Origin of the sequence: Caenimonas soli, from assembly GCF_013155545.1 — a bacterium.
In the GTDB taxonomy this organism is placed as follows: domain Bacteria; phylum Pseudomonadota; class Gammaproteobacteria; order Burkholderiales; family Burkholderiaceae_C; genus Ramlibacter; species Ramlibacter soli.
Window position 1 is genome coordinate 249,058 of record NZ_JABJVV010000003.1, and the last position, 15,795, is coordinate 264,852.

Annotated in this window: 16 protein-coding genes; 8 read left to right on the forward strand and 8 right to left on the reverse strand. The window is 67.5% G+C overall.

Annotated features, from left to right (window positions below; genetic code table 11):
• Nucleotides 1-3: 3 nt before the first annotated feature.
• Nucleotides 4-894 carry a LysR family transcriptional regulator gene (locus tag HNE04_RS06415; protein ID WP_172217683.1) on the reverse strand — a complete coding sequence of 297 codons (891 nt, stop codon included), beginning with the start codon at nucleotides 892-894 and terminating at the stop codon, nucleotides 4-6.
• Between the two features lie 114 nt (nucleotides 895-1,008).
• Between HNE04_RS06415 and HNE04_RS06420 the strand changes: the two genes are divergently transcribed.
• From HNE04_RS06420 to HNE04_RS06430, 3 genes are read left to right on the forward strand one after another with little or no spacing between them, the layout of a single operon-like run.
• Nucleotides 1,009-2,109: an aromatic ring-hydroxylating dioxygenase subunit alpha gene (locus HNE04_RS06420; RefSeq protein ID WP_172217684.1), complete on the forward strand. Its 1,101-nt coding sequence runs from the start codon at nucleotides 1,009-1,011 to the stop codon at nucleotides 2,107-2,109.
• Between the two features lie 4 nt (nucleotides 2,110-2,113).
• Nucleotides 2,114-3,070 carry a PDR/VanB family oxidoreductase gene (locus HNE04_RS06425; protein WP_172217685.1) on the forward strand — a complete coding sequence of 319 codons (957 nt, stop codon included), beginning with the start codon at nucleotides 2,114-2,116 and terminating at the stop codon, nucleotides 3,068-3,070.
• A 36-nt stretch (nucleotides 3,071-3,106) separates the two neighbouring features.
• The gene (locus tag HNE04_RS06430; protein WP_172217686.1) at nucleotides 3,107-4,090 is read left to right on the forward strand and encodes a Bug family tripartite tricarboxylate transporter substrate binding protein; all 984 of its coding nucleotides are present in this window, start codon (nucleotides 3,107-3,109) and stop codon (nucleotides 4,088-4,090) included.
• Here the strand turns inward: HNE04_RS06430 and HNE04_RS06435 are convergent.
• The 3 genes from HNE04_RS06435 to HNE04_RS06445 are packed head-to-tail and all read right to left on the reverse strand — an operon-like array spanning nucleotide 4,077 to nucleotide 5,946.
• A complete protein-coding gene (locus HNE04_RS06435) occupies nucleotides 4,077-4,997 on the reverse strand; it encodes a DMT family transporter (RefSeq protein WP_172217687.1) in 921 nt (306 codons plus the stop codon). The two genes, HNE04_RS06430 and HNE04_RS06435, sit on opposite strands and share 14 nt — an antisense overlap.
• On the reverse strand, nucleotides 4,994-5,419 hold the full coding sequence (locus HNE04_RS06440) for a MarR family winged helix-turn-helix transcriptional regulator (RefSeq protein WP_172217688.1): 426 nt from the start codon (nucleotides 5,417-5,419) through the stop codon (nucleotides 4,994-4,996). Before HNE04_RS06440 ends, HNE04_RS06435 begins: the two co-directional genes overlap by 4 nt.
• Before the next feature lie 2 nt (nucleotides 5,420-5,421).
• Nucleotides 5,422-5,946, reverse strand: coding sequence for a flavin reductase family protein (locus HNE04_RS06445; protein WP_172217689.1), 525 nt, complete (start codon nucleotides 5,944-5,946; stop codon nucleotides 5,422-5,424).
• A gap of 36 nt (nucleotides 5,947-5,982) precedes the next feature.
• On the opposite strand from HNE04_RS06445, the gene HNE04_RS06450 reads away from it, so the two are divergent.
• Genes HNE04_RS06450 through HNE04_RS06465 form a run of 4 tightly spaced genes read left to right on the forward strand, consistent with a single transcriptional unit; the run spans nucleotide 5,983 to nucleotide 11,496 of the window.
• Nucleotides 5,983-7,020 (forward strand): peptidase M29, encoded by a 1,038-nt coding sequence (locus HNE04_RS06450; RefSeq protein ID WP_172217690.1) that lies wholly within the window; start codon nucleotides 5,983-5,985, stop codon nucleotides 7,018-7,020.
• The gene (locus HNE04_RS06455; RefSeq protein ID WP_172217691.1) at nucleotides 7,017-7,802 is read left to right on the forward strand and encodes an alpha/beta fold hydrolase; all 786 of its coding nucleotides are present in this window, start codon (nucleotides 7,017-7,019) and stop codon (nucleotides 7,800-7,802) included. Before HNE04_RS06450 ends, HNE04_RS06455 begins: the two co-directional genes overlap by 4 nt.
• A 20-nt stretch (nucleotides 7,803-7,822) precedes the next feature.
• Nucleotides 7,823-9,106 carry an acyl-CoA dehydrogenase family protein gene (locus HNE04_RS06460; RefSeq protein ID WP_407926591.1) on the forward strand — a complete coding sequence of 428 codons (1,284 nt, stop codon included), beginning with the start codon at nucleotides 7,823-7,825 and terminating at the stop codon, nucleotides 9,104-9,106.
• A gap of 59 nt (nucleotides 9,107-9,165) precedes the next feature.
• Nucleotides 9,166-11,496 carry a xanthine dehydrogenase family protein molybdopterin-binding subunit gene (locus HNE04_RS06465; protein ID WP_172217692.1) on the forward strand — a complete coding sequence of 777 codons (2,331 nt, stop codon included), beginning with the start codon at nucleotides 9,166-9,168 and terminating at the stop codon, nucleotides 11,494-11,496.
• Between the two features lie 4 nt (nucleotides 11,497-11,500).
• Here HNE04_RS06465 and HNE04_RS06470 read toward each other — a convergent pair whose 3' ends face one another.
• Complete coding sequence (locus tag HNE04_RS06470; RefSeq protein WP_172217693.1) at nucleotides 11,501-12,820, reverse strand: D-amino acid dehydrogenase; 1,320 nt, start codon at nucleotides 12,818-12,820, stop codon at nucleotides 11,501-11,503.
• 87 nt (nucleotides 12,821-12,907) lie between these two features.
• Here HNE04_RS06470 and HNE04_RS06475 point away from each other — a divergent pair, with 87 nt between their 5' ends.
• Nucleotides 12,908-13,828 (forward strand): LysR family transcriptional regulator ArgP, encoded by a 921-nt coding sequence (locus HNE04_RS06475; protein WP_172217694.1) that lies wholly within the window; start codon nucleotides 12,908-12,910, stop codon nucleotides 13,826-13,828.
• On the opposite strand, the gene HNE04_RS06480 is transcribed toward HNE04_RS06475, so the two are convergent.
• The 3 genes from HNE04_RS06480 to HNE04_RS06490 form a co-directional block, all read right to left on the reverse strand.
• A complete protein-coding gene (locus tag HNE04_RS06480) occupies nucleotides 13,825-14,376 on the reverse strand; it encodes a hypothetical protein (protein WP_172217695.1) in 552 nt (183 codons plus the stop codon). The genes HNE04_RS06475 and HNE04_RS06480 overlap by 4 nt on opposite strands.
• A gap of 97 nt (nucleotides 14,377-14,473) precedes the next feature.
• Nucleotides 14,474-14,896, reverse strand: coding sequence for a universal stress protein (locus HNE04_RS06485; RefSeq protein ID WP_172217696.1), 423 nt, complete (start codon nucleotides 14,894-14,896; stop codon nucleotides 14,474-14,476).
• Between the two features lie 72 nt (nucleotides 14,897-14,968).
• Nucleotides 14,969-15,793 carry a metallophosphoesterase gene (locus HNE04_RS06490; RefSeq protein WP_172217697.1) on the reverse strand — a complete coding sequence of 275 codons (825 nt, stop codon included), beginning with the start codon at nucleotides 15,791-15,793 and terminating at the stop codon, nucleotides 14,969-14,971.
• Between the last annotated feature and the right edge of the window lie 2 nt (nucleotides 15,794-15,795).

Genomic DNA, 15,795 nt, shown 5'->3' on the forward strand with positions numbered 1-15,795 from the left:
ACGCTATCCCTGGTGCGTGGGCAGCGCCTCCAGTGCATCCATAAACTCGCGCACCTTGGCCGGCATCAGGCGGCGGCCCAGCAGCAGGGCGTAGATACGCAGCGGCGCGCAGCGCCAGGCCGGCAGTAGAGGCACCAGCCGGCCCTGCTGAACGGCGGGCGCGCAGAAGGTGGCCGTGATGCGCGCCACCCCCAGACCCGCGAGCGCCGCTTCCAGCCGCACCCCCGCATTGCCCGAGCGCATGCGCGGGTTGCGCACTTCTACCTTCGTGGCGCTGCCGTCCTCTGCGCTGAACTCCCACTCGGTGTCGTCGGCGCCCGCCAGCAGCGGCAGCGCGTTGAGATCCTCGGGCCCGGCCAGTTCGGGAAACCGGACCAGCAGATCGGGCGCCGCGAACAGCTCGCGCTCTAGCGAGAACACCTTTCGCGTCACGACGCTGGAAGGCGCAACCGTCTGCTCGATGGAAGAGAACACGATGTCGTAGGGGCGCTCGAACAGCGGGACGCGGGCGTGTTCCACGTCGATGTGCACCTTGAGCTGCGGATGGGCCGCCATGATCTTGCACGCCACCTCCGCCAGATGGTGCGCACCGAATTCATAGGGTGCGGCGATGCGCAGCGTGCCCTGCACCTTCGCACCTTTGGCGACGGCGTCGACGGCCAGCTCGCGCAGCTGGGAAAAGGGCTTGGAGATATCGCCATACAGCGACTCGCCGGCATCGGTCAGGCGCAGGCTGCGCGTGGTGCGCTCCAACAGGCGCGTGCCGAGCTGCTCCTCCAGCCGCGTGACCGAGGCGCTCAGGCTTGACTTGGGGCGATCGAGCACGCGTGCCGCCGCGGTGAAGCCACCGTGCTCGACCACCTGGCAGAAAGCGTCGAAGTCGTCCCAGTTCATTGTTCAGGATTCGGAACACAGAAGCCAGCGCTGGTGATTGATCCAGCGGGCTCGCCTTCCTACGATTGTCCCATCCAAAACAGCGCAGCGCCGCAGTGGGCGCGGGAGAACTTTATGTTTTTGAAGAATTGCTGGTACGTGGCAGCCTGGGACCACGAATTGATCGACGGCAAGATGCTGGCGCGCACCATCCTGGAGGAGCCGGTGCTCCTCTACAAGGGCGAGAGCGGCAAGGTCGTCGCCCTGCAGGACCGCTGCTGCCATCGCGGGGTGCCGCTGCACCTGGGCCGGCGCGAGGGGGACTGCGTGCGCTGCATGTACCACGGCCTGAAGTTCGACGCGACCGGCAAGTGCATCCAGATCCCCGGGCAGGAAGTCGTGCCGCCCAAGCTGGGCGTCAAGAGCTATCCGGTCCTGGAGAAGGACCACCTGGTCTGGATCTGGATGGGCGATCCGGCCAAGGCCGACCCGGCCGAGATCGTCGACTTTCCTTACCTGCGCGACCCGCAGTGGAAGGGCGTTCCCGACTACATGCACTACGACGCCAACTGGCTGTTGATCGTGGACAACCTGAGCGACTTCGCCCACCTCGCGTTCGTGCACACCAAGACGCTGGGCGGCTCGGAGGAATACGCCTACGTTACCAAGCCGGTGGCGGTCGAGCGCCTGCCGCGCGGCTTCCGGGTCGAGCGCTGGCACATGAACGCCGCGCCCCCGCCGTTCCACCGCAAGGTGCTGCCCGCCGCCGAGAAGGACCAGCCGGTGGACCGCCGCAACATCGGCAACATGCACATCCCCGGCATCTTCTTCCTGGAGTCGATGTTCTCGCCCGCGGGCAGCGGCTCCGAAAAAGGCAACCGCGAAGGCAGCCGCGAATACCGCAACTGCCAGTTCATGACGCCCGAGACGCGCAGCACCACCCATTTCTTCTGGACATACCTCAACAACTTCGAGGGCGACGATCACAACATCTCGCGCTCGCTGTACCAGAGCCTGATCGAAGGCTTCATGGAAGACAAGCACCTGATCGAGGCCCAGCAGAAGGTCCTCGACGCCGACCCGGAATTCAAGATGCTGGCCGTCGCCGCCGACGCCGCCTTGTCGCACTTCCGCTGGACCTTCGAGAAACTGACGGCACAGGAGCGCGCCGCCGAGCCGAGCCAGAAGGCGGCGACCATTCCGATCAAGCCGCATCAGGCCGGCGTAGGGGCTTAAGCCGATGACCGAACTGACTCTGCGCGTCAACCGAGTCGAGGCCGAGGCGCGCGACGTATTGCGGCTGGAACTGGTCGACCCCACGGGGCGCCAGCTGCCGCCCTTCGAGCCCGGCGCGCACCTGGCCGTGCGCCTGCCCGGCGGGCTGGTGCGCCACTATTCGCTGGCCGGCGACTGGCGCGAGCGGCATCGCTACGTCCTCGGGGTGGGGCGCGCCACGGGCGGGCGCGGCGGCTCAGACTATGTGCACGGCCTGCTGCGCCAGGGCATGGAGCTGCGCTGCAGCGAGCCGGTCAACAACTTCAAGCTGGTGCGGCAGGCTACGGACTACCTCTTCATCGCCGGCGGCATCGGCATCACGCCGATCCTCTCCATGGTTCGATGGTGCGAAGCGCGGGGCAAGTCCTGGCGCCTGGTGTATGCGGCCCGCAGCCGTCAGCGGCTCGCGTTCTACGAAGAGCTGCGCGAGCACGGCAAGCGGGTGCACTTCCACTGCGATGACCAGGCCGCGGGCCCGCTGGACGTGGCACCGCTGCTGGCCGGACTCGCGCCCGGCACCGAGGTGTACTGCTGCGGCCCCGCACCGCTGATGACGGCGGTGCAGCAGGCCGGCGCCCACCTGCCGGCCGACGCGCTGCACTTCGAATGGTTTTCGGCGCCCGCCGCCAACGCCGGCACGCCGGAATCCGCTGCCGATGGCTTCTGGGTCGACTTGAAGCGCAGCGGGCAAAGCCATCTGGTGCCGCCCGGCCAGAGCATCCTCGAGGTACTGGAGCAGAACGGCCATGAGCTGCCCTTCTCGTGTCGCGAGGGCCTGTGCGGGACCTGCGAGACCGCGGTGTGCGAGGGCGAGCCGGAACACCTCGACTACGTCTATCCACCTTCGCAGCGCGACAGCCTGCGTTCGATGCTGATCTGCGTTTCGCGTTCGAAGACACCACGCCTGATGCTCGACCTCTGAGCCGGCCTTTTCTCTTTTTTCAACGAAGGACTATTCATGCGCATAACCCGCCGCCATCTCGTCCAGTCAACCGCTGCAGCGCTCGCGTTCGGGGCTCTCGGCAACCCCGGCTGGGCCCAGGGCCTGGACACCACCAGGGTCATCATCGGCTTCGCCCCCGGCGGCACCATCGACCTGGCCGGCCGCCGCATCGCCGACCGGCTGCAGCCGGCCTACGCCAAGGCAGCGATCGTGGAGAACAAGACCGGTGCGGGCGGACAGATCGCGGTGCAAACCGTGAGGGCGGCCGCCGCCGATGGCGCCACCGTGTTGCTGACGCCCACCTCGCCACTGAGCTTGCACCTGTACACGTACAAGAAGCTTTCCTATGACCCGGCCCACGATTTCGCGCCGGTGTCCGGGGCGGCGATGTTCGACTACGCACTCGCGGTCGGGCCGATGGTGCCGGCCAGCGTCAAGACGGTGCCGGAATTCGCGGCCTGGTGCAAGGCCCATCCCGACCTCGCGAACTTCGGCTCGGCCGGCTCCGGCTCGGCGGCCCACTTCATCGGCGCCGCGCTCGGCCGCGCATCGGGTGTCGATCTGCGCCATGTCGCGTTTCGCGGCTCGCAGCCGGCCCTGGCCGACATGATCGGCGGGCAGATCGGCGCCGTCGTCGGGCCGGTCGGTGAGTTCATGCCCAACGTGAAGGCCGGCAAGATCCGCCTGCTGGCCACCAGCGGGCGCAAGCGCGGCAAGTTCACGCCCGAGACGCCGACCCTGTCCGAGCAGGGCTTCAAGGAGCTCGCCTATGTCGGATGGTTCGGCTTCTTCCTGCCCGCCAAGGCGTCGCCCGAGGTGGTGCAAAAACTGAATGCCGGCATCCGTGGCGCGCTCGCATCGCAGGAGGTGATCGACAGCCTGGCCGGTGCCTACATGGAGCCGCTGCCGACGGCGCCGGCCGAACTGGGAGCCATGCTCAAGGCCGAAACCGAATTCTGGGCGGGTCTGGTCAAGACCGTCGGCTTCACGCCCGATTGAGGCGCGCGGGGGCGGGCGCCCTGCGGTTGACCAGCACGATGCCCGCGGCCACGCCGCACAGCGCCAGCACCAGCTGCACCGACAGGGGTTCGTCCAGCAGGGCGACCCCGAACACCAGGGCGAACACCGGTGTGAGGAAGGTGAACGACGACATCTGCGTGGCGGGGTAGTGCCGCAGCAGCCACATCCAGGCGAGGTAGCTGGCGAAGGCGCCAATGGCCGTCTGCAAGGCCAGCGAACCCCAGGCATAGGCCGAGTAGCTCAGCGACCAGGTCTCGCCCAACGCCAGCGACAGCAGCGGCGCCACCAGGGCCGTGACGGCCACCTGGTAGAACAGTGTCTTCTCCGCGCTGGCAGTCGCCAGCGCACTGGCGCGTATCACCAGCGTGGTCAGGCCCCACAGCACCCCCGCCGCCAGGGCGAGGGCGTCACCGCGCAATTGCCTGGATGTCGTTCCGCCCGAGAACCCTTCGCTGAAGGCCACGGCCACGGCGATGAACGCGATCACCAGCCCGGCCCATTGAACCGGGCGCAGCTTCTCGGCGGGCACCAGCCGCGGCAGCAGTATCGCAACCACGAAGGGCGAGGTGTAGAGGAACACCGTGAGGCGCGAGGCGGTGGTATCGCGCAGCCCCAGGTAGATGCAGCTGAACTCACCGGCGAACAAGGCGCCGGCCAGCAGGCCCGCGCGCAGCGTGCCGTCGCGTTCGAACAGCTTGACGCCGCGCGCCAGGCACCACAGCCACAGCAGGAATGTGGCGCCGATGAAGCGCAGGGCGGCCTGCCACAAGGGCGGCACCTCGCCCACGGTGGTCTTGATCAGGATCTGCTGGAAACCCCAGAACAGGCAGCAGGCCAGCAGCAGCGAGACGGCAAGCGTGTCGAGATGGTCCTTGCGGCTGATCATCGCCGGGCCAATTTCGCCAGCAGCTTCTTCAGGGCCGCCTTCTCGGAAGGAACCAGGGTCCTGAGCATCGCGGCTTCGTGCTCGCGGGCCTTTTCCACCAGCGGGCGCACCAGCCGCTTGCCGGCAAGCGTGGCGGCCACCATCGTGCGCCGCTGATCGACCGGGTCGGCCTTCAGGGTTACCCAGCCCTGCTCGCTCATGCGCTGCACCAGCTTGGTCACCGTAGGCTGCTTGGACAGCACCTCATGGGCCAGCTGGCTGATCGTGAGGGGCTCGCCATCGTGCAGGGTCGCCAGCACCCGCCACTCGATCGAAGTCAGGCCCGCCGCCCTCACATGGACGTCGAAGTCCTTGTAGAGGGCATGATTGGCTTGGCCCAGCAGGTAACCCAGGTATTCGTCCACGAAGCGTGGAATCCTCATGGTTAGAACGGGTGTTCGGTATAGAACTGGCCGCCGTGGAACAGCAACGGGGATGCACCGGGCCGCCAGCTGCAGCGCTCGACTTCGCCAACGAAGATCACATGGTCGCCTTCGTCGTAGCGGCTGCGGTTGAAGCATTCGAAAGTGGCGGCGGCACCCGTGAGCAGCGGCGCCCCGGCAATGCCTTCGGTGAAGCTCACTCCAGCCCAGCGGTCCGCGCCCTTGAGCGCGAAGCGCTCGGCCAGCAGCTTCTGGTCGGCCGCGAGCACATTGATCGCATAGTGGGAGTTGCCGCGGAATGCCGGCAACGATGCCGCAGCCTGAGCCAGGCTCCACAACACCAGCGGCGGGTCGAGCGAAACCGAGTTGAAGGAGTTGGCCGTGAGGCCGATGACGCTGCCTCCGGTGGTGCGCGCCGTGACGATGGTGACGCCGGTCGCGAACATGCCCAGCGCGGCGCGGAACTCCTGCGTAGAGAAGCTCGGTGGCTGGGCTTTACGGGGTGGATTCACGATGGCCGTTTGCATGAATTTTCATGTATTATGGATCGAAACCAAAACATCATGTTGCAGGAAGTCCTGGAGCCCGCCTGGGTCGATGCCTTCGAAGCCGTGCTGGCGCGCTGCGCGCTGCGGGCCGGCGACACCGTGGCCGTTCTGAGCGAAAGCCAGAGCCGCCCCGTGCTGGTCGAGCTGGCCCGGCTGGCGGCCGCCAGGATGGGCTGCAAGTCCTTTTCCATCCAGGTTCCCACGCTGTTCGAGGCCAAGGGCCCGCCCGTGCGATCCACCGGCGCTTCCACCGCGTTGCAGCAGATGGCGCCCGTCGTATCCGCCCTGGGTGCCAGCACCCTGGTCGTGGATTGCACCGTCGAAGGTCTGATGCACGCCCCCGAGCTGCCGGCCATCCTGGGCGGCGGGGCCCGCGTCATCTACATCAGCAACGAACACCCCGAGGCGCTGGCCCGGCTGGTCCCGGACGACGGGCTCGAGCCGCTGGTCAAGCACCACATCAAGCGCCTGCGCTCGGCGCGCAGCATGCGGGTCACATCCGCGGCGGGCACCGATCTGAACATCTCGCTGGCCAGCGCCACCTGCGGCGGCAACTGGGGCTACACCACGCGACCGGGCACCATGACCCATTGGCCCGGCGGGCTGGCCCTGGCGTTCCCCGCGGCGAACAGTGTCAACGGCACCTTGGTGCTGGCAGAGGGCGACGTCAACCTCACCTTCAAGCGCTACATCGAGCGCCCCATCACCTTGCGAATCGAGAACGACTACGTGACTGCCATCGAAGGCGAGGGCCTCGATGCCGACCTGATGCGCAGCTACATCGCGGCCTGGGGCGACCGCGAGGCCTATGCCGTGAGCCATGTCGGCTACGGGCTGAATGCCGCGGCGCGCTGGGACAGCATGGCGCTGTACGACAAGCGCGATTTCAACGGCACCGAACTGCGGGCCTTTGCCGGCAACTTTCTGTACAGCACCGGGGCGAACGAAGTGGCGGGCCGCCACACGCGCGGACACTTCGACCTGCCGCTGCGCAACTGCACGGTGGAACTGGACGGCGTCGCCGTGGTCAATGCCGGCAAGGTGATGGCATGAACATCCCGACCTTCACCGTGCTGGGCGGCGGGCCGACCGTGCTCATGCTGCACGGCATCGGTGGCGGCCATCTGGCCTTCGCGCCCCAGGTGGAAACGCTGGCGTCATCGGGCTATCGGGCCGTGGCCTGGGACATGCCGGGTTACGGCCACAGCGCGCCCATCGAGCCCTACAACTTCAAGGGCCTGGCGCAAAGCTGCATCGCGTTGATCGAGAGCCTCAACTGCGGCGACGTGACTTTGCTGGGTCACAGCATGGGCGGCATGGTGGCGCAAGAAGTGGTGGCGCGCCGCCCCGAGCTGGTGAACAAGCTGATCCTGTGCGGCACCTCGCCTTCGTTCGGCAAGCCCGACGGCGACTGGCAGCGCGAATTCATCGCCCAGCGCACCGCGCCGCTGGATGCGGGCAAGAGCATGGCGGAACTGGCTGAAACGCTGGTGCCGCAGATGGTCGGGCCGGGCTCGCTGCCCGAGGGCGTGCGGCTCGCAACCCATTGCATGAGCCAGGTGCCCGCTTCCACTTACCGGCGCGCGCTGGAGGCCATGCTCACCTTCGACCGCCGCGCCAATCTGCCGCAGATCCAGGTGCCGACGCTGCTGGTCGCCGGCGAGCACGACCGCAACGCACCACCGGCCGTCATGAAAAAGATGGCCGACGCGATCCCGCGCAGCACCTTCATGGAGATGCGCGGCATCGGCCACCTGCAGAACCTGGAGGCGCCCGACGATTTCGACGGCCTGGTGCTGAACTTCCTGGCGCTGCCGCCCGCCCTGCTGCATTGAGCGCCCAACAAGGAGTTGTCATGGACGCATTGCCCGCCCTCGGTTTCACGCCCGCTGTGGGTGACTTTGCGTTCACGGCCAAGCAGCGCTCGCTGCTGTCGCTGGCCAATGAATTGGGCCGCACCCGCTTCGCGCCGCGCGCGGCGCAGTGGGACGAAACAGCGAGCTTCCCCTTCGCCAACTACGACGATCTGCGCGAGGCCGGCCTGCTGCGGCTGTGCGTGCCCGAAGCACACGGCGGCCTGGGCGCCGACTACGCCAGCTACATGATGGTGGCGGCCGAGATCGGGCGCTTCTGCGGCGCCACGGCGCTCACCTACAACATGCACATCTGCTCCACGATGTGGACGGGTGTGTTGGCCGACGGCATCGCCATGACCGACGAGCAGCGCGCCGAGCACGCCCGCCGGCGCGAACTGCACTTCAAGCGCGTGGTGCGGGATGGCGCGATCTACGCCCAGCCGTTTTCCGAGGGCAGCGCCGCCGCGGCGGGCCGCGCGCCCTTCGGCACCACGGCGCGCAAGGTCGAAGGCGGCTGGCTCGTCAACGGCCGCAAGATCTTCGCCTCGCTGTCGGGCGCGGCCGACTACTACGGCGTGCTGTGCACCGAGGACAAGGGCGACCAGCATCCCGACGCGCGCGACACGCTCTACCTGGCCGTGCCGGGCGACAGCGAAGGCTTTGCCATCAGCGGCGACTGGGACCCGCTGGGCATGCGCGGCACCGTCAGCCGCAACCTCACGTTCAAGGACGTGTTCGTTTCCGACGACGAGCAGCTCATGCCGCGCGGCGTCTACTACAAGGGCGCGCAAACCTGGCCGGCCATGTTCTTCACGCTGGCGCCCACCTACCTCGGCCAGGCCAATGCTGCCTATGACTTCACGGTGAGCTACCTGCGCGGCGAAATCAATGAGGCGACGGGCGAGCCGTCGCGCCCCGGCGAGCGCAGGACCGTGCGCCGCATGTACCCGACCAAGCAGATCGCGGTGGCGCAGATGCGCATCCAGCTCGAGGCCATGAAGAGCCTCTTCATGCGCGCGATCCAGGAGGCCGGGCCCAATCCGTCCAAGGACGAGCGCATGCGCCTGTATGCCGCTCACTACAGCGTGATGGAAGGCGCGAACGACATCGCGCGGCTGGCCATCCGCACCTGCGGCGGCCAGAGCATGTTGAAGCACCTGCCGCTGGAGCGCATCTACCGCGACAGCCGCTGCGGCTCCTTGATGCTGCCGTGGACAGCCGAGCTCGTGCTCGACCGCATGGGCCGCGAAACGCTGTACGAGGCGGGCGAAAAGGACGAGTAGCGCCGCAAGCAGAACGGCACCAGATCGGCGAAACTGCTCGCGTCCAAGGGGGTTTCGACATGAGTTCAGACACATCCGATATTGCGCAGCGCTTTGGCAGCGGACGAGCGGTTCGCCGGCTCGGGGACGAAAGCCTGCTCAAGGGCCTGGGCCAGTTCACCGACGACGTCATGCCGGCCGGCGAGCTGCGCCTGGTGTTTGTCCGCTCCCCTTACCCCCATGCCCGCATCGTCTCGATCGACACCGCGTCGGCAAGCGCAATGCCGGGCGTGGTCGCGGTGCTGACGGGTGCGGAGCTGGTGGCGGCAGGCGTCAAACCCATCCCCGGCAGCCGCGACTTCAAGCGCGCGGGCGGCGAGGCCGGCGCCACGCCGCCGCGTCGCGTGCTGGCCCATGAGCGTGTCCGGTTCGTCGGCGAAGCGGTGGCCTTGGTCGTGGCCCGGACGCTGCAGCAGGCGCGTGACGCGGCGGAAGCCGTGGCGCTCGACTACGAAGAGCTGCCCCAGGTCACGGACCCGGCCGATGCGACGGCGCCGGGCGCACCGGCGCTGTGCGATGAAGCGCCCGACAACATCGCCGCGGAAATGGCCCATGGCGACCCCGCTGCCACGGCCGCTGCCTTCGCGCGGGCCGCCCATGTGGTCAAGCTGCACATCGACAACCAGCGGCTGGTCCCCCTGGCGATCGAGCCGCGCTCGGTGCTGGCCTGGGTCGCCGAGGACGGCCGCCTGACCTTGCGCATGAGCACGCAGATGCCTTCGGGCGTGCGCGACTCCCTGTGCAAGGACATCCTCGGGCTGCCTCGGGACAAGGTGCGTGTGACCGTGGGCGATGTGGGCGGCGGGTTCGGGATGAAGACCGGCATCTACCCCGAGGATGCGGCGGTGGCCTGGTGCGCCTGGACCTTGAAGCAGCCGGTCAAGTGGATCGCGGATCGCAGCGAGGAATTCCTGTCTTCGGGCCACGGGCGGGACGTGCGAAGCGACGCCGAGCTCGCACTGGCCGGCGACGGCAGGATTCTCGCGCTCAGGCTGCGCTCGCTGGCCAATGTCGGCGCCTACGCGACGGGCGCCGGCCTGGCGATCCAGTTGCTGATCGGCCCGTGGGTGCAGACCAGCGTCTACGACGTCCCGGCCATCGATTTCCATTTCAAGGGCGTGCTCACCAACACGGCGCCCACCGGCGCCTATCGCGGCGCGGGCCGGCCCGAGGCCATCTTCATCATGGAGCGCCTGATGGACGAGGCCGCGCGCCAGACCGGCATCGACCGCATCGCGCTGCGGCGGCGCAATTTCATTCGGCCCGAGCAGATGCCCTACAAGAACCGCATGGGCCAGACCTACGACACCGGGCAGTTTGAAAAGATCATGGACCAGGCGCTGGTGCTGGCCGACTGGAGCGGCTTCGAGGGCCGGGCGGCGCAGAGCCAGGCGCGTGGCCTGTTGCGCGGCCAGGGCATTTCCACCTTCCTGGAATGGACGGGCGGTAACGCGCTCGAGGAAAGCGTGACGGTCACCATACAGGCCGGCGGGACGATCGAAGTGTTCTCCGCGGTCAACGAAATGGGACAGGGCATCGCGACCTCGTTGGCGCAGCTGGTGGTGGACGTGTTCGACGTGCCGATCGAACAGGTCAAGGTGGTGATGGGCGACACCGATCGCGGCAACGGCTTCGGCAGCGCCGGCTCGCGCTCTCTCTTCACCGGCGGCTCGGCCCTGCGCGTCGGCGCGGAAAAGACGCTCGACCAGGCCCGGCAGCTGGCGGCGCAGGCTTTGGAAGCCTCGGCCCGCGACCTGGACTATGCGGCGGGGCGATTCCAGGTCAAGGGCACCGACCTCGAGATCGACCTGTTCGCGCTGGCCGGCCGCCAGCCCGAACAGCGCATCCACGTGGACAGCACCACGGCGGTGTCGGGACCGAGCTGGCCCAATGGCTGCCACATCAGCGAGGTGGAAGTGGATCCGCTCACCGGCGACATCCAGGTGGTGGCCTACGCCAGCGTCAATGACGTGGGCCGAGTGGTTAACCCGATGATCGTTCGCGGCCAGCTGCATGGCGGCGCCGTGCAGGGCATCGGCCAGGCCCTGTGCGAACACATGGTGTACGACCGCGGCAGCGGCCAGCCGGTGACCGGCAGCCTGATGGACTATTGCGCGCCGCGGGCGGAGATCCTCGCCTGCGACTTCGTCACCGAGTTGGACCAGAGCATTCCCTGCCTGAACAACCCGCTCGGGGTCAAGGGCGTGGGCGAACTAGGCACCATCGGCGCCACGCCGAGCTTGGTCAACGCGGTGGCCGACGCCCTGGCACGCGCCGGCCACAAGGCACAGGCCGCGCAGCTGCAGATGCCGCTGACCCCGCTCAAGGTGTGGGAGGCGCTGCAGCGGTGAGAGGTCAGGCCGCCGAGAAGCGGTGCTGCTGCGCCTCTACGCCGTAGAAACCGAAGTCCATCTCCGGCTGCCGGCCGTCGATGAGTTCGGCCAGCGCCTTGCCGGAGCCGGCGCCGTGGGTCCAGCCCAGCGTGCCATGGCCGGCGTTCACCCATAGCCGCCCGACTTTCGTGCGGCCGATGTAGGGGATGTTGGTGGGCGTCGCGGGGCGCAGGCCGGTCCAGAAACGCGGGTTGCCGCCTTCTTCCTCGCTGCGCGTATCGCACACGCCGGGTAGCACTTCTTCGACGCGCTTGGCCAGCATGCGGCAGCGCGCCCGGGCCAGCGGCGAATCCAGCGACAGGTCGTAGCCCGAGAGCTGGATGGTTCCGGCCACGCGCAAATCGTCGCCCAGCCGGCTCATGGCGCATTTGACTTCGTCGTCGATGGCGCTGACGTAAGGCGCGAGTTCCGGTTTCTTCAGCTTGAAGGTGGCGCTGTAGCCCTTGCCCGGGTAGATCGGCAGGTCCACGCCCACGGTGCGCAACAGAGGCGCGCTATAGGAGCCGCACGCCACGACCACGGCGTCGGCCTTGAGCTTGCGCGCGCTCTCGCTGCCGCGCTCGCGCACGAAGACCGTCTCGACGGCGCCGCCGGCTTTCACCAGCCGCTCCACGTCGTGGTTGTAGAGAAACTGCACGCCGCGCGATTCGCAGCGCTGGGCCAGCTGCTCGGTGAACAGGCGCGCGTCGCCGCTTTCGTCGCTGGCCGTGTAGGTGCCGCCGACGATGCGGTGGGCGAAAGACTTGAGCGCCGGCTCGATGGCCAGCAGTTCCTCGCGGCTCACCACCTTGCGCTGGACGCCGTATTTCCGCATCAGCCGCGCTGCTTCGCCGGCGCCGTCGAAGGAGGCCTGGTCGGTGTAATAGTGGGCGATGCCGCGCTCCAGCCGCTGGTACTCGATGCCGGTAGCACGCACCACATCCTTCAGCGCCGCATGGCTGTACGCGCCCAGCGCCACCAGCTGCTTGACGTTGCGCTCGAAGGCGGCGTCATTGCACTGCGCCAGGAACTGCAGGCCCCAGCGCCATTGCTGCCAGTCCAGTTGCGGGCGAAACAAGAGGGGCGCGTCGTCGAGGAACATCCACTTGAGCAGCTTGGCGGGCGCCTGCCGGTTGGCCCAGGGCTCGCAATAGCTCACCGAAATCTGGGCTGCGTTGGCGAAGCTGGTTTCCCGGGCGGCCATCGGCTGCCGGTCCACCACGGTCACTTCATGGCCGCGCTCCAGCAGATGCCAGGCGGTGCTGGTTCCGATGATGCCGGCGCCGAGGACGAGTACTTTCATGACGGCAAGTCTCTGCCAAGTTGTGCCGGATTAAAAGAAAAATTAAACTCTCAGTGAAAACATCAGATCTGCTTATATGAGGGTCCCATGAGTACTTTCGATCCGGACGCGCTGGAATGCCTGGCCGCCATCGTGGAAGAGGGCGGCTTCGAGCGTGCAGCGCAGCGCCTGTCCATCACGCAGTCGGCCGTGTCCCAGCGCTTGCGCGCACTCGAAGCTCAAGTAGGAACGGTGCTCATCGTGCGCAGCCGCCCGCTCAAGCCAACCTCGGCCGGGCATTTGCTGCTCAAGCACACCAAGCAGCTGCGGCTGCTGCGCGCCGACCTGGAGCGCGACCTCAAGGACCTGGCGCCGAGCTCCACCGGCGGGGCGCGCGACGATGAGCGGATTTCGATCGCGATCAACGCCGACAGCATCGCCACCTGGGCGCTGCCGGCGCTCAACGAACTGGCCCGTGAAGGCCTGCCAATGGAAATCATCGCCGACGACCAGGACTTCACGCAGGAGTGGCTGCGCGAAGGCCAGGTGCTGGGCTGCGTGACGACGCTCAAGCAAGCACTGCGCGGCTGCAAGGTTGTGCCGCTGGGCGCCATGAATTACGTCGCCATCGCCCAGGCGGAATTTGCCCGGCAGCACTTTCCGAAGGGGCTGGGTCCGCACAACTTCCGCGAAGCGCCGTTCATCGCGTTCAACCGCAAGGACGACATGCAGAGCGAATTCGTTGGCAAGGCCTTCGGCTTGAAGCGGGTTTCGCTCAACCAGTTGTTCGTGCCCAGCTCCGAAGGCCAGGTGCGCGCGGTGCTCGCGGGCTGGGGCGTGAGCGTGGTGCCCGAACTGTTGGCCCGTGGGCTGCTGGAGCAGGGCCAGCTGGTGAACATTGCGCCTGCGTATGCGCTGCCGATCCAGCTGTACTGGCATTGCTGGAACCTCGAATCCGAAGTGCTGGATTCGCTGAGTGCCGCACTGACTGCAGCGGCCAACGGCGCGCTGGCGAGCGCGCCCGCTTAGTCGCCGCGCGTCAGCAGGGTTTCGCGCAGGGCCTGGGCCTTCTGTTCGTCGAACCGGCCTTCGGCGCGCGCCAGGATCTTGCCGTCGCGATTGAGCACCAGAACCGAAGCATGCTCGGGGCCCGACAGGCCGGCGGCCCGGATGAACGCCTGGCGGTCGGTGAAGACCGGCACGATCCGCGACCGTTCGCTGTCCGCGGGATGCTGGGCCAGCAACTTGCGCTCTACGGCATTGCGCACATCCTCGTCCCCCGGATCGTTGAGCACCGGCATCTTGATCCAGGCGATGCTGGAGTCCTGGTCGAGCCGCAGCCCCCGAATCCAGCTTTCGATTTCATTGCGCTGGGACTTGGAGTAGGCCACCAGCACCAGCGTGCGATCGGCCGTCAGGCCGCGAGGCAGCACGATGCGCTGCTGGTCTAGCCGCTTCACGGTCAGCTCGGGCAGCCGCCCCATGACGTTGGACTCGTTGGGCGCGGCAACGGCAAGCACCAGCGCCGCGGTCACGGCGGCCAGCCATGCCAGGGTAGGGGTCCAGATGCTTTTCATGATCGCCTCCGTTGCTGCGAAGAGTGTTCCACGTCGGCGCGGGCGGCACTACGTCGGCCTTGTAAAGTCCATTGATCAGATGTAGGGGAAGGTAACGCTAGCGAATCAGCAGCACCGGCACGCCGCAATGCGCGAGCACCTGCGTGGTGACCGAGCCCATGACCAGGCGCGTCAATGCACCATGGCCGTGCGTACCCATGATCAGCATTTCGAACTTGCCGTCTTCGGCGAAGCGGGCGATCGTCTCCCCCGCCGAGCCGACTTTCCAGGCCGACGTGGCCTGCAGGCTGCTGGCCTTGAGCGTTGCCAGCGCGGGCTCGATCACCTTCTCCGCCTCCTCGCGGTGATACTCCTGCGCCATGCTGGCGCCCACGGCCGACCGCGCATGCGGCGGCAGCGGAGGTTGTGTGTTCAGTAGCGTGTACTCATGGCTGGCGTCGAACAAGGTGCGGTTCGAGGTCACGTAGTCCAGCATCTTGCGGGTGTATAGGCTGCCGTCGACGGCGAGAAGAATCTTCATGCGGCCTCCAGGGAAGATGTCGGTTCAGCCTAGCATGAGGTTCCCGGCCGCGCAATCGGCCAACAGGCTGACTCAGCGCACCGGCACCTCGAGCAGCAGCTGCTCGCGAAACGCTTCCTGCTCGCCCTTGGCGGCGTAGCCCAGGGTATTGGCGACGACGCGGCAGCCGCCGGCCAGGTAGTCTTGCTGGCAATGCAGATGGCCATGCAGCCACAGCTGCGCCAGGGGCAGCAACTCGTCGAGCGAATTGCAGAACCCGGCCGTGCCCGGCGTGAGCCCGTAACGCGGATCGGAACTGCGCAGGCTGGGCGCGAAGTGCGTGACCACCACCGTCGTGCCATCGAACGGCTCGGCCAGTGCCTGCCGCAGCCATTGCTGGCAAACCAGCGCCTGTTCGCGCCAGCCTTCGGCCAGCATGGGTTCGCCGTGGCGCGTGGTGCCGGCCTTGCGCAGGTAGTAGTTGGCGGCGCGGAATGCCTTTTCCCGTTTCGTGAGCAGGCGCGCCGGGCTGGACGCGGCGAGATCGTCGGCGTTCACCATCGCGTCGAAGTCGGCCCATAGCGTCGTGCCGATGAAGCGCACCGGCCCCAGCCGCAGCACCTCGCGTTCCAGCCAGGTGATGCCCAGGCGATCGCAGGTCTCGCGCAGGCGCGCGTGGGCCGCGTCGAAATCCAGGCTGTCGTATTCGTGGTTGCCCGGCACATACAGCACCGGCACCGGCCAGCCCCGCTGTGGCGAGAAGCGTTCCAGCCCGAAATCGTCGCCGGCCAGCAGGCTGCCGGCCTGGTAGGAGCCGATGTCGCCGGCCAGCACCAACAGCTCGGCGCCCGGCGCGGGTTGGGGCTGGTAGTGGGGATGGACTTCGAGATGGAGGTCGGACAGCAGCTGGATCTTCACCG